General features: G+C 60.8%; 14 protein-coding genes and 1 pseudogene. 8 read left to right on the forward strand and 7 right to left on the reverse strand.

What is annotated here, in order from left to right:
- The first annotated feature begins 82 nt into the window (after positions 1-82).
- From EGJ09_RS17720 to EGJ09_RS17735, 4 genes are all read left to right on the forward strand, one after another.
- Positions 83-1,387, forward strand: coding sequence for a homoserine dehydrogenase (locus EGJ09_RS17720; protein WP_046784366.1), 1,305 nt, complete (start codon positions 83-85; stop codon positions 1,385-1,387).
- 165 nt (positions 1,388-1,552) lie between these two features.
- Complete coding sequence (thrC, locus tag EGJ09_RS17725; RefSeq protein ID WP_046784365.1) at positions 1,553-2,962, forward strand: threonine synthase; 1,410 nt, start codon at positions 1,553-1,555, stop codon at positions 2,960-2,962.
- A 126-nt stretch (positions 2,963-3,088) separates the two neighbouring features.
- Positions 3,089-3,487 carry a histidine kinase gene (locus EGJ09_RS17730; RefSeq protein ID WP_012315963.1) on the forward strand — a complete coding sequence of 133 codons (399 nt, stop codon included), beginning with the start codon at positions 3,089-3,091 and terminating at the stop codon, positions 3,485-3,487.
- Between the two features lie 79 nt (positions 3,488-3,566).
- Positions 3,567-3,848, forward strand: a complete 282-nt coding sequence (locus tag EGJ09_RS17735) for a DUF3509 domain-containing protein (protein WP_080765825.1) — start codon at positions 3,567-3,569, stop codon at positions 3,846-3,848.
- Between the two features lie 128 nt (positions 3,849-3,976).
- Here EGJ09_RS17735 and EGJ09_RS17740 read toward each other — a convergent pair whose 3' ends face one another.
- Together EGJ09_RS17740 and EGJ09_RS17745 are read right to left on the reverse strand one after the other, a co-directional pair.
- Positions 3,977-4,837, reverse strand: a complete 861-nt coding sequence (locus EGJ09_RS17740) for a TIGR02285 family protein (RefSeq protein WP_125924480.1) — start codon at positions 4,835-4,837, stop codon at positions 3,977-3,979.
- A gap of 14 nt (positions 4,838-4,851) precedes the next feature.
- Complete coding sequence (locus EGJ09_RS17745; RefSeq protein ID WP_125924481.1) at positions 4,852-6,051, reverse strand: CaiB/BaiF CoA-transferase family protein; 1,200 nt, start codon at positions 6,049-6,051, stop codon at positions 4,852-4,854.
- Positions 6,052-6,183: 132 nt separating this feature from the next.
- Here EGJ09_RS17745 and EGJ09_RS17750 point away from each other — a divergent pair, with 132 nt between their 5' ends.
- The gene (locus tag EGJ09_RS17750) at positions 6,184-6,726 is read left to right on the forward strand and encodes a YaeQ family protein (protein WP_115274002.1); all 543 of its coding nucleotides are present in this window, start codon (positions 6,184-6,186) and stop codon (positions 6,724-6,726) included.
- A gap of 12 nt (positions 6,727-6,738) precedes the next feature.
- A complete protein-coding gene (gene recJ, locus EGJ09_RS17755) occupies positions 6,739-8,448 on the forward strand; it encodes a single-stranded-DNA-specific exonuclease RecJ (protein ID WP_046784360.1) in 1,710 nt (569 codons plus the stop codon).
- 115 nt (positions 8,449-8,563) lie between these two features.
- On the opposite strand, the gene EGJ09_RS17760 is transcribed toward recJ, so the two are convergent.
- From EGJ09_RS17760 to EGJ09_RS17770, 3 genes are read right to left on the reverse strand one after another with little or no spacing between them, the layout of a single operon-like run.
- Positions 8,564-9,094, reverse strand: a complete 531-nt coding sequence (locus EGJ09_RS17760) for a hypothetical protein (RefSeq protein WP_177433166.1) — start codon at positions 9,092-9,094, stop codon at positions 8,564-8,566.
- Positions 9,095-9,154: 60 nt separating this feature from the next.
- Positions 9,155-10,024, reverse strand: a complete 870-nt coding sequence (locus EGJ09_RS17765) for a hypothetical protein (protein WP_125924483.1) — start codon at positions 10,022-10,024, stop codon at positions 9,155-9,157.
- On the reverse strand, positions 10,017-10,610 hold the full coding sequence (locus EGJ09_RS17770; RefSeq protein ID WP_125924484.1) for a 2OG-Fe(II) oxygenase: 594 nt from the start codon (positions 10,608-10,610) through the stop codon (positions 10,017-10,019). Before EGJ09_RS17770 ends, EGJ09_RS17765 begins: the two co-directional genes overlap by 8 nt.
- A gap of 372 nt (positions 10,611-10,982) precedes the next feature.
- On the opposite strand from EGJ09_RS17770, the gene EGJ09_RS17775 reads away from it, so the two are divergent.
- A complete protein-coding gene (locus EGJ09_RS17775) occupies positions 10,983-12,089 on the forward strand; it encodes an NADH:flavin oxidoreductase/NADH oxidase (RefSeq protein ID WP_115274006.1) in 1,107 nt (368 codons plus the stop codon).
- Between the two features lie 9 nt (positions 12,090-12,098).
- On the opposite strand, the pseudogene EGJ09_RS17780 reads toward EGJ09_RS17775, so the two are convergent.
- Together EGJ09_RS17780 and EGJ09_RS17785 are read right to left on the reverse strand one after the other, a co-directional pair.
- Positions 12,099-12,344: pseudogene (locus EGJ09_RS17780) on the reverse strand (type II toxin-antitoxin system HicB family antitoxin); the annotation flags it as partial.
- A 1-nt stretch (position 12,345) separates the two neighbouring features.
- Entirely contained in the window at positions 12,346-13,770 is a 1,425-nt protein-coding gene (locus tag EGJ09_RS17785) for a gamma-aminobutyraldehyde dehydrogenase (protein WP_125924485.1), read from the reverse strand.
- A 236-nt stretch (positions 13,771-14,006) separates the two neighbouring features.
- On the opposite strand from EGJ09_RS17785, the gene EGJ09_RS17790 reads away from it, so the two are divergent.
- Entirely contained in the window at positions 14,007-14,693 is a 687-nt protein-coding gene (locus EGJ09_RS17790) for a tellurite resistance TerB family protein (protein ID WP_125924486.1), read from the forward strand.
- The last annotated feature ends 176 nt before the right edge of the window (positions 14,694-14,869 follow it).

A 14,869-nucleotide genomic window follows, 5' to 3' on the forward strand; every position in this document is an offset into this window, starting at 1 on the left:
ATCATTCAGTACGCCGTCGTCATGGGGTGACGGCATGTTTCACGGTCGGCGCAGGTGCCGGCCGTTCAATGGGGAGTTCACAGTGAAACCGGTCAAAGTAGGCATCTGTGGGTTGGGGACCGTCGGTGGCGGAACCTTCAATGTACTTCAGCGCAACGCCGAGGAGATTGCCCGCCGTGCCGGGCGCGGTATTGAAGTGGCACAGATCGCCATGCGCTCGCCGAACCCGAACTGCCAGATTACCGGTACCCCCATTACCGCTGATGTGTTCGACGTTGCGAGCAACCCGGAGATCGACGTTGTCATCGAGCTGATCGGTGGCTACACCATCGCCCGCGACCTGGTGCTCAAGGCCATCGAAAACGGCAAGCACGTGGTGACTGCCAACAAGGCGCTGATCGCCGTTCACGGCAACGAAATTTTCGCCAAGGCCCGTGAGAAGGGCGTGATCGTTGCGTTCGAAGCCGCAGTGGCCGGTGGCATCCCGGTGATCAAGGCGATCCGCGAAGGCCTGTCGGCCAACCGCATCAACTGGCTGGCCGGGATCATCAACGGCACCGGCAACTTCATCCTCACCGAGATGCGTGAAAAAGGCCGCGCCTTCCCCGACGTGCTGGCCGAAGCGCAGGCGCTGGGCTATGCCGAAGCCGACCCGACCTTTGACGTGGAAGGTATCGATGCTGCGCACAAGCTGACCATCCTGGCGTCCATCGCCTTTGGCATCCCGCTGCAGTTCGACAAGGCCTACACCGAAGGCATCACCCAGCTGACCACTGCCGACGTGAACTACGCCGAAGCCCTGGGCTACCGCATCAAGCACCTGGGTGTAGCCCGCCGCACTGCCGAAGGCATCGAGCTGCGCGTGCACCCGACGCTGATCCCGAGCGATCGCCTGATCGCCAACGTAAACGGCGTGATGAACGCCGTGATGGTCAATGGAGATGCGGCCGGCTCGACCTTGTATTACGGTGCCGGCGCCGGCATGGAGCCCACGGCTTCCTCGGTGGTCGCCGACCTGGTTGACGTGGTCCGCGCCATGACCTGCGACCCGGAAAACCGCGTGCCGCACCTGGCCTTCCAGCCGGACTCGCTGTCGGCGCACCCGATTTTGCCGATCGAAGCTTGCCAGAGCGCCTACTACCTGCGCATCCATGCCAAGGACCACCCGGGCGTGCTGGCTCAGGTGGCGAGCATCCTGTCGGAGCGCGGCATCAACATCGAGTCGATCATGCAGAAAGAAGTCGAGGAACAGGACGGCCTGGTGCCGATGATCCTGCTGACCCACCGTGTGGTCGAGCAGAGCATCAACGACGCCATCGTTGCTCTGGAAGCCTTGCAGGACGTGGTCGGCAAGGTCGTGCGCATCCGCGTCGAACAGCTCAACTAAGCGGCAAGCTTCAAGCTGCAAGCTGCAAGAAAAAGCAGTTCGGTGTTGGGGCTTCTAACAGTTTAAATTTGCGGCAAGGGCAGTGCAGCGCGTAAGAAAAATGCCGAACAGCTTTTTCTTGGCGCTTGCAGCTTGCAACTTGCCGCTCGAACCGAAGGTTTGCATATGCGCTATATCAGCACCCGCGGCCAGGCACCGGCCCTTAATTTCGAAGACGTCCTGCTGGCTGGCCTGGCCAGCGATGGCGGCCTGTACGTGCCAGAGAACCTCCCACGCTTCACCCAGGAAGAAATCGCTTCCTGGGCAGGCCTGCCGTATCACGAACTGGCCTTCCGTGTGATGCGCCCGTTCGTCGAGGGCAGCATTGCCGACGCCGATTTCAAGAAGATCCTGGAAGAGACCTACGGCGAGTTCGCCCACGCTGCGGTCGCTCCGCTGCGCCAGCTGAACAGCAACGAGTGGGTTCTTGAGCTGTTCCACGGCCCGACGCTGGCCTTCAAGGACTTCGCCCTGCAGCTGCTCGGGCGTCTGCTCGACCACGTACTGGCCAAGCGCAACGAGCGCGTGGTGATCATTGGCGCCACCAGTGGCGACACCGGCTCGGCCGCCATCGAAGGCTGCCGTCGCTGCGACAACGTCGACATCTTCATCCTTCATCCGCATCAGCGTGTGTCGGAAGTTCAGCGCCGTCAGATGACCACCATCTTCGGCGACAACATCCACAACATCGCCATCGAAGGCAACTTCGATGACTGCCAGGAGATGGTCAAGGCCAGCTTCGCCGACCAGTCGTTCCTCAAAGGCACCCGCCTGGTCGCAGTCAACTCGATCAACTGGGCGCGGATCATGGCCCAGATCGTCTACTACTTCCACGCTGCCCTGCAGCTCGGTGGCCCGGCGCGTTCGGTGGCGTTCTCGGTGCCGACCGGCAACTTTGGCGACATCTTCGCCGGCTACCTGGCACGCAACATGGGCCTGCCGGTCAGCCAGCTGGTGGTTGCCACCAACCGCAACGACATCCTGCACCGCTTCATGAGCGGCAACCAGTACGTCAAGGAAACCCTGCACGCGACCTTGTCGCCGTCGATGGACATCATGGTTTCGTCCAACTTCGAGCGCTTGTTGTTCGACCTCCACGGTCGCAACGGTGCCGCTATCGGCGAACTGATGGCCAACTTCAAGCAGGGCGGCGGTTTCAGCGTCGACCAGGACCGCTGGACCGAGGCGCGCAAGCTGTTCGACTCGCTGGCAGTGAGCGACGAGCAGACTTGCGAGACCATCGCCGAGGTCTTCGCCAGCACAGGTGAAGTGCTCGACCCGCATACCGCGATTGGCGTAAAGGCCGCGCGCGAATGCCGTCGCAGCCTGGATACCCCTATGGTGGTGCTGGGCACTGCGCACCCGGTCAAGTTCCCGGAGGCTGTGGAGAAAGCGGGCGTCGGCAAGGCGCTGGAGCTGCCTGCGCACCTGAGCGACCTGTTCGGCCGTGAGGAGCGCTGCACGGTTCTGGCCAACGACCTCAAGGCAGTCCAGGCCTTCGTCAGCCAACACGGTAATCGCGGCAAGCCGCTTTAATCGTGATGAGAGGGGCTGCTGCGCGGCCCCTCTTTTAGATTTTTCCCCGGTTTCATTCAGACTTTTCCTATGTAAAACGCGTTGAGCGCTGCATACAGTGGCCCGTCCTTCCCTCAGGAGCGGCTCATGCATCAGCCCTACGTGTTGATTCACCAGGCTCGGCCTTCCCACCAGATTCTCCTGCATCAGGCGTGCAATGCCCTGGGCGTTTTCGATGTGCGCATCACCCATGATCTGGTTGACCTCAATGCCTGCCTGGCACGCAAGCGCGGTGCCGATCTGCTGATCCTCGACCATGCGATGAAAGGCGGCCAGGCCCTGCTCGAACGCCTGGAGCGCAACCGCTGTTCACGCGCTTTGCTTTTCGTCGGCTGTGCCAGCAAGCACCGGCCCAACCTTGCCGAGCAAGCTCGCGAGCGTGGCCTCTGGGTGCTGGCCGACCTGCCCTGGCCGCTACCGGTGCGGCGTTGGCAGCAGGCCTTGCAGCGTATTCAAACGGTCACATCACCCACGCATGCTCACTGAAACAGCTGCAGCGCAACGAACTTTCCGCTGCGCTTGCTGGTCAGTTCCTTCATATACCACCACGCAGCGAGTGATCCGGATGGAAAGAATCTGCAGACTGCTTAATGACGCCCTGAGCCCCTATCAGACCCAGCTAGGCACCGCCGATGCCATTGGCAACCGGCAACTCACCGTTTTCGACAGCCTCGGTGGTATTACCTTGCGCCGAACGGTCAGCCAGCGTCAGTTGCAGGAGCAAAGCCTGCTGATCGACCTGGTCGATGGCCTTCACCGTGACCTGCAGATAGCCGAGGGGCGCCTGCAGCCCTGTGTCATCGCCGCGTTGCAGCAACGTCAGCATCCTCAAGGAACCTTTGCCTGAGTGGCGCATCAGAGACAGTAGGGCAGCCAGCCAGCACACAGCTCCGGTGATGGCGGGTTGTCGCGGGAAGTCCATGAGGACTTTCGATTGGCCCCGGGCGTCCTCCCCAGCGTCCCGGGGTTTCTTTTTTACCGCCCTTCGAAAAAATGCCTGCTCTGTTCCAGATATTCTTCTTGCAGCTCCGGATCCAGCCATTTGGCGTAAAGCGCGGGCAGAGTATCCCGGCGTAGCGGGGGCAGCAGTTGGTCTATATGCGCGACCGCCGCTTGCCCCAAGGGCGAGTCCGAGCAGCCCACATGCAGGAACTGGTAGCGGTTCACCCCCTGTATCGGGTGAAACTGGTACTCATCGAGCGAGCCGCCTTGCTGCTGGATCAGGTAGCGCACTTCCGGCCAGTAGCCGAGCACCAGTTGCAGGCGCCCCAGGCGCTGCATCTGCAGCAGATTGGCAGTGGCATCGTTACCATAGTGGCGGCTGAGGACTGCGTCGGGGAGCTGCTGCAGGATCTCGTCGATCTGTGTGTTGTAGCTGCGTCCGGCGACGATGCCAAGCTGCAGTTGCGTGTCGCTCAACAAGCGTTTGAGGTCAACCTGCGCACCATCCAGAAACGGTGCCAGCAGAGATCCGGCTTGCTTGCGTACGACCAGGCCACCGCTCATCGCCCCCAGCACCGGTTCGGAGAAATGCACGAACTTCGCACGCTCCGGTGTCCACAGCATGGTCGGATCGCAGGTGAAGCTGGTAGGGTCCTGCAGCATCTGTATGCCGCGCGCCCGAGTGACCCGTACGATGTCGTGGTCGTACTCGGGCATCTGTTCGATCAGCAGCGCCAGCATCCGGTCGATCGCACCTTGGCCCTTGGCCGCACCCTCCAGGATGGTGAAGGGCGGCAGGTCGCGGACCAGCCATATCAGGCGTTCCTTGGCCTGCACTGGCGCGATGGCCATGGCGAGCAGCAGCCCGCACAGCAGGGACAGGAACGCGCGCACGGGCGGGGGCGACCTCAGACCGTGCCTGCCTGGCGCAAGCTGGCGACGGCGGCGGCGTCATAACCCAGGGTGCCAAGCAGGGCATCGGTGTGCTCGCCCAGCGCCGGGCCTACCCACTCGGCCGAGCCGGGTGTTTCGGACAGCTTGGGTACAATGCCTGGCATCTTGAACGCTTTACCGTCTGGCAGGCGGGCCTGCAGGAACATCTCGCGGGCCAGGTACTGCGGGTCGTTGAACATGTCTTCTGCCGAGTAGATTCGGCTTGCCGGCACTTCGGCGGCTGTCAGTACCTGCATCACCTGCTCCAGGGGCAGGCTGTTGGCCCAGCGGTCGATCACCCCGTACAGTTCGTCACGCCGCGCATCGCGGCCATCATTGCTGGCCAGCGTCGGGTCGTCGGCCAGGTCGTTACGGCCGATGGCCTGCATGAAACGTTTGAATATCGCATCGCCATTGGCACCGATCTGCACGTGCTTGCCGTCGGCGCTGGTGTGGATGGAAGAGGGCGTGATGCCCGGCATGATGTTGCCGGTGCGTTCGCGAATGAAGCCAAACACATCGAACTCGGGAACCATGCTTTCCATCATGGCGAAGATTGCCTCGTACAGCGCCACGTCCACCACCTGGCCCTGGCCGCCGTTGACCTCGCGGTGGCGCAGCGCCATCAGTGCGCCGATCACGCCCCACAATGCAGCGATCGAGTCGCCGATGGAGATGCCGGTGCGCACCGGTGGGCGGTCATCGAAGCCGGTGATATAGCGCAGGCCACCCATCGACTCGCCCACGGCACCGAAACCTGGCTGATCCTTCATCGGCCCGGTCTGGCCGAAGCCTGACAGGCGCACCATCACCAGTTTCGGGTTGAGCTCATGCAGCACATCCCAGCCCAGGCCGAGCTTTTCCAGCACGCCCGGGCGAAAGTTCTCGATGAGAATGTCGGCCTCGGCCAGCAGCCGCTTGAGGATCTCGCGACCATCGGGATGCTTGAGGTTCAGCGTCAGTGACTGCTTGTTGCGCGCCTGCACGAACCACCACAGCGAAGTACCCTCGTACAGCTTGCGCCATTTGCGCAGCGGGTCACCGCCGTCGGGCGACTCGACCTTGATCACCTCGGCGCCGAACTCGGCGCAGATGCGCGAAGCGAACGGGCCAGCGATCAGGGTGCCAAGCTCGATGACTTTCAGGCCGGCGAGGGGTTTGCTGGGCGTAGACATGGGGCATCCGTGGCAATTGGGCAGAGCCGTGGTTTTATCATAGGTCGGTAGCGGCAGATACTGCTGCGGCGCAACGAAGATCAGGATCGGGTAGACTGTGTGACTTTTCTTTGCGCAAGTAGCCCTTCGACCATGGCCCAGCCGTCCACCACCTACAAATTCGAACTGAATCTGACCGATCTCGATCGCGGCGTGTACGAAAGCGTCAAGCAGACCATCGCCCGTCATCCTTCGGAAACCGAAGAGCGCATGGCCGTGCGGCTGTTGGCCTACGCACTCTGGTACAACGAGAATCTGTCGTTCGGCCGCGGCCTGTCGGATGTCGACGAGCCTGCCCTGTGGGAAAAGAGCCTGGACGACCGCGTACTGCACTGGATTGAAGTGGGCCAGCCGGACGCTGATCGCCTGACCTGGTGTTCGCGCCGTACCGAGCGCACCAGCCTGCTGGCCTACGGCAGCCTGCGTGTATGGGAGAGCAAGGTGGTTGGCGCGGTCAAGAACCTGAAGAACCTGAACATCGCCGCTGTGCCGCAAGAGGTGCTCGAAGTGCTTGCCACGGAGATGCCGCGCAGCATCAAGTGGGACGTGATGATCAGTGAAGGCACAGTGTTCGTCACTGATGACCGTGGCCAGCACGAAGTGCAGCTGCAGTGGCTGCTCGGTGAGCGTGGCTGAGCCAACCGACCCATGCGTATCGAACCCCGCCCGCTGCCGCCGACCCTGCCGTTTCTCGGTAACCTGCCACCTTTGCTGACCCGCCTGTATGCCGCCCGCGGCGTGCAGTCCGAGGCCGAGCTGGACAAGAGCCTGGCGCGGCTGTTGCCGTACCAGCAGCTCAAGGGCATCGATGCCGCTGTAGACTTGCTGGTCGAAGCGCTCGACCAGCGCCAGCGCATCATCATCGTCGGCGACTTCGATGCCGACGGCGCCACCGCCAGTACTGTCGGCGTGCTCGGCCTGCGCCTGCTGGGCGCGGCCCATGTCGACTACCTGGTGCCCAACCGTTTCGAATATGGCTATGGCCTGACCCCGGAGATCGTCGAGGTGGCGCTGCAGCGCCAGCCGCAATTGCTGATCACGGTCGACAACGGCATTTCCAGTGTCGAGGGTGTGGCGGCAGCCAAAGCGGCCGGGCTCAAAGTGCTGGTCACCGACCACCACCTGCCGGGCCAGCAATTGCCGGACGCCGACGCTATCGTCAACCCGAACCAGCCAGGTTGCGACTTCCCAAGCAAATCGCTGGCCGGCGTCGGGGTGATCTTCTACGTGCTGATGGCCTTGCGCGCGCGCCTGCGCAGCCTGGGGCGCTACCAGACGCAAGCACAACCGAACATCGGTGAGCTGCTCGACCTGGTCGCGCTGGGCAGCGTAGCCGACGTGGTGCCGCTGGATGCCAACAACCGCATCCTCGTGCATCAGGGCCTGGAGCGCATCCGTGCCGGCCGGGCGCGGCCGGGGCTGAAGGCGATTCTGGAGGTGGCACGTCGCGATCACCGGCGTATCACCTCCACTGACCTGGGCTTCATTCTAGGCCCGCGGCTCAATGCCGCCGGGCGCCTGGACGACATGAGCCTGGGTATCGAGTGCCTGTTGTGCGAGGACGAGGCGCTGGCCCTGGACATGGCACAGCAGCTCGACGGCCTGAACCAGGACCGCAAGTCGATCGAGCAGGGCATGCAGCGCGAAGCCTTGGCCCAGCTCAAGGATTTGCCGGTCGAGTCCATGCCTTACGGCCTATGCCTGTTCGATGCCGAATGGCACCAAGGTGTGATCGGGATCCTCGCCTCACGCCTGAAAGAGCGTTACCACCGGCCTACTATCGCCTTCGCCGATGCTGGTGACGGCATGCTCAAGGGGTCGGCGCGGTCGGTACCGGGCTTTCACATCCGTGATGCGCTGGATGCAGTGGCAGCGCGCCAGCCTGAACTGATCAGCAAGTTCGGTGGGCATGCCATGGCTGCGGGCCTGTCGTTGCCCGAAAGTCATTTCCCGGCGTTCGCCGAAGCGTTCGATGAAGAAGTCCGTCGCCAGTTGCGCGAAGAGGACTTGACCGGCCGTCTGCTTTCGGATGGTAGCCTGGCGGTGGAGGAATTTCACCTGGACCTGGCCAAGGCCCTGCGTAATGCCGGGCCTTGGGGGCAACACTTCCCCGAACCGCTGTTCCATGGTGTGTTCCAGCTGGTCGAACAGCGCGTGGTCGGCGAGCGCCATCTTAAAGTGGTGCTCAAGAGTGAGTGTGGCTCGGTGCGGTTGGATGGTATTGCCTTTGGTATAGACCGTGAGGTGTGGCCGAACCCGACCGTGCGTTGGGTGGAGCTGGCGTACAAGTTGGATGTGAACGAGTTTCGTGGGAATGAGAGTGTGCAGCTGATGATTGCGCATATGGAGCCGCGCTGAGGAGCCTACAAGTGCCTGCCTTGGTTTTGCGGGGTTGTGGAAGTTGAGCGCCGCCCTGACTCTGCAACGTCCATGTGCATTTTGGCTACTCGCGCAGCGAAGCCGAGAAATCCTGCTATGTTTCGACCGCACGCTGTTGCTTCTTATTTCGCAGGTTTTGCCAGTGCATCACTGCGGCCCCTGCAAATGAGAGGAGGCTGAACGTGCAGACGAACACGATCCCTTCTACAGCTTTCCGATCACTCGTTTCGTTTACACGCTGCCTGAGTGAAGGGTCGGATAATATTTCATCTTTAGTCGATAAAGTCCTCGCGATAGGGCCGGAAAGGGTGTTTTCGACTTCTATGAATAGAGGTGTTGTTTTGCTGACGTTGGCGTTGTCGTAGCGGGACCTGTCCACGTACATCCATGTTTTAACCCGTTGGCCATTAGGCGCATTGTAACGAACACCTAAGCCATATATGGATTTGTCGTACTCCCAAATCTCAGGGTTTGAAGTCAGCGACGCGGGTATGCGAACCCATGGAGCGGTAGCGGGCTCGATTTTCTCTCCGAAGTTATAGAGAAATATGGGTAGTAAAAAGAGGAATGCGATCCCCGTCAATATCAGGCACTTCACACGGTCATGCGCAGGCATGCTGCGCATCAGTTTGATCCAAGCTCCCCAAGTTAGCATTGGCGTCTCTCTCTTAGAGGTGATTGCCGGTCAGCGATATTTGTCTTGCTGCGGTGCATTGCAGCAAGCATATTTATCTTGCCCTGCGCCAAACCCAACGGTAATTGATGGCGTCGGCCCTGCCGGAGGCTGCCCGGTTAAGCTTTCAATTCCTATGGTCAGTGTTGCGCCTCCTGAGTGCTCAGGCGCAGATGGCGTAACGGGTAGATTATTGCCTCCATGGGGGATGGGGCGAGTACTTGCGTTGGTTTTGAATTCCTCAAGTATTCGGGTGTCTAACTTGATGTCGTGAGTAGTAGGGTTCCATGTAATGACCGTGATCAATCCGCCGAAATGAGAGGCTATCGACGCTGGGTCTGTTACTGTTAGGTTTGGTGCAATGAGGGGTGTAGAGGGTTCTTGTGTTACATCATGGGTTTTCAATGCATTGATAATGGCGTCCGTAGCGGTTTTTTGGATTCTCCGGGCTAGCTCTGAATTATATGTCCCTATCAGACTTGCTGCTAGTGATAAGGCGGTGAAGGAACCGGCGGTCAAAGGTCCTCCTAGCAATAGTGCAAAACCCGCGACGACACCGGCGACGTTACCCACCAGGCTGACTACGTCGCCATAGTTTAGCTTTTGATTGTCTCGGTATTCGGCAACAATCTTTAAGAAAGTAACCGTTCCTGCGAGGGAGTTGGTGACGATATTGATAAATGGTACTGCCCCCGCCGTCATCTGGGTGACTGAAAGTACAGAGGCGACTGCGGTGCTGGTTTGAGCACCTTGTACTATCAGTGAAAATCCCTTTTTATCGGTATTGAACTGATCATGTACGGCCGAAGCTGCTCCAGCCTGGAATCCAGGTTTTCCCACACGGTCTACCATGGCAACAAATATTTCCACGCGATTACTCATGCGACTTGCTCCTGATTGTTTTGAACGCAAGTGTCACTCGCAAACGATCGCATTCAATTGCTGGCGATTTTGCTCGGTGTGGAATTTCGCCGTTGAACACTACGATGCGTTTAGGTTTTGGAAGAACGGCAGCGATAATGTCGTTTTTTACGTCATTGCAAAACATGAGTTCGCCTCCCCAAGTCGTGGCCCAATAATCGTTGCAGAAAATCACTGCTGTCTGGCCGGGTTCGCTTGGTAGGTTGTCTCGATGAATCGGGCTGTCCTGCCCTGCTGTCTGTCCGTTTGCGTATACGCCAAGTAGTCTGGAGTTTTTGATGTGCGTCGCTTTCAATCGATGCCAAATATGAGTCAGAAAACCCCAGCGTTTATCATTTTCCAGCTCTTCCTCACAGCATTCGAGGGATTCGCGGCGGCTTCCTGCAATGAAAAAATGCCAGCAGGGACGAGAGAAGGGTGTTGAGTTTACCGGCCAGTCATATCGCCATAGGGCATCAGAAAATGCCTTGGTAAGCAGAAGCTGTTCGTGGTCGGTAATGGCGTTATCGAGCGTGCTTATATCTTGTGTGGAGAAAAATTTGTCCATTAATCTTATTGTCAAGTCAGTGGGTGTTTTCTTCGATTTACGAAGATTTTTCGCATGTCGAGGGCGATAATGACGATAGTTTTATTTGTGTCGGGTGGCGATAGGACACAGCACTCGCTTATTGAGAAGAATTTCTTACCGGGCCGTAGGATTATTAAAGTTGCCTTGTAGGCTATTTCTACATAGGCTAGTCGACCGGCATCAGATCGCTCTGGAGGGTGGTACCACCCATGGCGTCAGAGCAGTCAACAATCCCATCGAACCTCCCTCCCACCAATCTGGTCTAGTCTGATTAATGACCGGCACCGGGCCAGGGATGTGCACTTGAATGCCCGGGCCGGATCACCATTGGAGTCCTTGGGAGGTGCCCTCATGAGCCTGCTGCTCGAGCCTTACACCCTGCGTCAGCTGACGTTGCCCAACCGCATCGCCGTCTCGCCGATGTGCCAGTATTCCGCTGTCGATGGCCTGGCCAACGACTGGCACCTTGTCCATTTGGGTAGCCGCGCCGTCGGTGGTGCCGGGCTGGTCATCACCGAAGCGGTCGCTGTGACCGCCGATGGCCGGATCACTGCCGAGGACCTTGGTCTGTGGAACGATGAACAGATCGCCCCACTGCAACGCATCACCCGCTTCATCACCGCGCAGGGCGCCGTGCCGGGCATCCAACTGGCCCACGCCGGGCGCAAGGCCAGCACCCATCGCCCCTGGCTGGGCAAGCATGGCAGCGTCAAGATCGAGGAAGGAGGCTGGCAGCCGGTGGGGCCGTCGAAGATTGCCTTCGATCCTGAACACACGGCGCCGCGTGAGTTGAGCAAAGACGAGATCCAGGATGTTGTAGCCGAGTTTGTCAAAGCCACCGAACGGGCATTGCAAGCGGGCTTCAAGGTAGTCGAGATCCACGCCGCCCATGGCTACCTGCTGCACCAGTTCCTCTCGCCGCTAAGCAACCAGCGCCGCGACGAATACGGCAGTTGCTTCGAAAACCGCATCCGCCTGACGCTGCAGGTGACCGAGGCGGTGCGTAAGGTCTGGCCGAAGGAACTGCCGCTGTTCGTTCGCGTGTCGGCGACCGACTGGGTGGAAGACGGCTGGAACCCCGACGAAACAGTAGAACTGGCCCGTCGCCTGCGAGCGCTCGGTGTCGACTTGATCGATGTGTCCTCCGGCGGTACTTCGATGAATGCCGAAATCCCCACCGGCCCCGGCTACCAGACCCGCTTCGCCGAGCGTGTACGCAAGGAATCGGAAATCGCCACCGGTACGGTGGGCATGATCACCGAACCGGCCCAGGCCGAACACATCCTGCGCACCGGGCAGGCCGACCTGATCTTCCTGGCTCGCGAGCTGCTGCGCGACCCTTACTGGCCGTTGCATGCCGATGATGACCTGGGCGGTAACAGGGCTACGTGGCCGGCGCAGTATCAACGGGCTACCAGCCGGGCGAATCCGATACATGAGTCGGATCTGCGGGACTGATTGACCACCTCAGCTGTAAGCGGCCTTGCTCAGAATATCGCTGACCCACTGATTGATGCTTTTTTCCGCCAGCTCGGCCTTTGCGGCCACGCTGGCGTGAAGGGTGGGCTCAAGGCGCAGACTCAGCTTCCCCGAATAGGTCTTTTGCGGCTCACGGCCAAGGCGTTTACAGGTTTCGAGATAGTCATCAACGGCCTCCTCGAATGCTTGTCGCAATTCACTGATCGATTCGCCGTGAAAACCAATCACCTCACGTTCAATGCTTGATCATCACGTGCCGCACGCAGGTGTAATCCTCCAACCCATACATCGACATGTCCTTCCCATACCCTGAATGCTTCTGCCCACCATGGGGCATTTCGCTGACCAGCATGAAGTGGGTATTGACCCAGGTGCAGCCATACTGCAACCGCGCCGCCAGGCGGTGGGCGCGGCCTGTGTCGCGGGTCCACACCGACGAAGCCAGGCCATACTCCGAGTCGTTGGCCCATTCCAGCGCCTGCGCTTCGTCGGTGAAGCGCGTTACCGACACCACCGGGCCAAACACCTCGTGGCGCACGATCTCGTCATCCTGCAGCGCATCGGCCAGCACCGTTGGCTCGAAGAAGAAGCCATCCCCCGGTAGTGCCTTGCCCCCGGTGACCAGGCGAATGTGCGGCTGGGCGATGGCGCGCCCGACCAGGCCGGCCACCTTGTCACGGTGCTGGGCGCTGATCAGCGGGCCGAGTTCGGTGTCTTCGGCATCCTGCAGGCCGGTTTTAAGGCTGGCCACGGCTTTGCCGAGGCGTTCGACGAAGCGTTCGTAGATGCCGGCCTGCACATACAGGCGGCAGGCCGCGGTGCAGTCCTGGCCTGCGTTGTAGAAACCGAAGGTCCGGATACCGTCGATGGCGGCATCGATGTCGGCATCGTCGAACACCAGCACAGGCGCCTTGCCGCCCAGTTCCATGTGCATGCGCTTAACGCTGCCCGCCGTGGCGCCGATGATGTGCGCGCCGGTAGGGATCGAGCCAGTCAGCGAGACCATACGCACCTTGGGGTGGGTAATCAGTGGGTTGCCGACCGTCTGGCCGCGGCCGAAGAGGATGTTGAGCACGCCGGCAGGCAGTACGTCCTTGGCCAGTTCGCCGAGGCGCAAGGCGGTCAGCGGGGTCAGCTCGGACGGCTTGATGACCACGGTATTGCCAGCGGCCAAGGCTGGGGCGATCTTCCACGCCAGCATCATCAGTGGATAGTTCCAGGGTGCGATCGAGGCCACTACGCCCAGCGGGTCGCGGCGGATCATCGAGGTGTGCCCTGGCAGGTATTCACCGGCCGCCGAGCCACCGAGGCAGCGGGCGGCGCCGGCAAAATAGCGCAGCACATCGGCGATGGCCGGTATTTCGTCGTTCAGGGCCGCAGCGAAGGGTTTGCCACAATTTTGCGACTCCAGCCTGGCCAGTTCATCGGCATGCGCCTCAATCGTGTCGGCCAGCGCCAGCAGGGCCAGCGAGCGCTCTTTAGGGCTGGTCTGCGACCAGCTGTCGAAGGCATGGTCGGCGCCACGCACCGCCGTATCGACCTGGGCCTCGGTGGCTTCGTTGATCTGTGCCAAGGCACTGCCTTCAGCGGGGTTGAGCACAGTCCAGGCCGGGCCATCGCCTGCGACCAGGCGACCGTTGATCAGCATGTTGGTTTGCATCGGGGGCTCCTGTTGTGTCTGCGGCCGGCGCCTGGGCGGCTGCGTTTGGGGGCGTGGTCGGGCAGTCATCCAGACCGCAGTGTTGCGATTGCTACCAGCCTGGGGTGCTTGTGACGATCTCGAGTCTAGTTGGCTTTTTGCCTGCCAATGCAACATCCGGAAGCAAATCCACGGGTGGCCCTTGGCCTTGCAAGCCTTACTCTGGACGTTACTTTCCGCTGCGTGGAGACATGCGAATGAATACTCGGGGTCTGCTCGATCAACTGCTCAAATCCGGCCAGGAACTGTTGAACAAACAGTCCGGCGCAGGCAAGCCGGCCACAGGCTCAGGAGGCTTGGGCAGCCTGCTTTCCGGCGCCGGGGGCGGGGCGCTTGGGGCTGGCGCCCTGGGCTTGCTGTTGGGCAGCAAGAAGGCGCGCAAGTACGGGGGCAAAGTGATCACCTACGGCGGCCTCGCCGCGCTCGGCGTGCTGGCCTACAAGGCCTATGGCAACTGGCAGACCCGCCAGGGCGCAGGGCAGGGGACCGAACCGCAAACCCTCGATCGCCTGCCGCCGGCCCAGGTCGAGCAGCATAGCCAGGCGGTATTGCGGGCGTTGGTGGCGGCGGCCAAATCCGATGGCCACATCGACGAGCGCGAGCGCGCGCTGATCGAAGGCGAATTCACCCGCCTGGACAGCGACCGCGAACTGCAGCACTGGTTGCACGCCGAGCTGAACAAGCCACTGGACCCGGCCGAAGTCGCGCGCGCCGCACAAACGCCGGAAATGGCCGCCGAGATGTACCTGGCCAGCCTGATGATGGTCGATCAGGAGAACTTCATGGAGCGTGCATACCTGGACGAACTGGCCCGCCAGCTTCGCCTGGACCCGGCGTTGCGCCAGGAACTGGAGAGCCAGGCCCGACTTGCCGCAGGTCAATGACGGGTAAATGGCCTGGCCATCAGGCAGGGATGCCTGGTTAACCCCGCATATTCAGCCGCATAAGCGTAGGAAGCCTGGGCTATACTTCGGCGATTTTTCCCGCTCGTTGTGAATTCCTGAGGGCTGAATGTGAAGAACTGGACCTTGCGCCAACGGATCCTGGCAAGTTTCGCCGT

The organism is Pseudomonas sp. p106 (assembly GCF_003936645.1).
Taxonomy (GTDB): domain Bacteria; phylum Pseudomonadota; class Gammaproteobacteria; order Pseudomonadales; family Pseudomonadaceae; genus Aquipseudomonas; species Aquipseudomonas putida_E.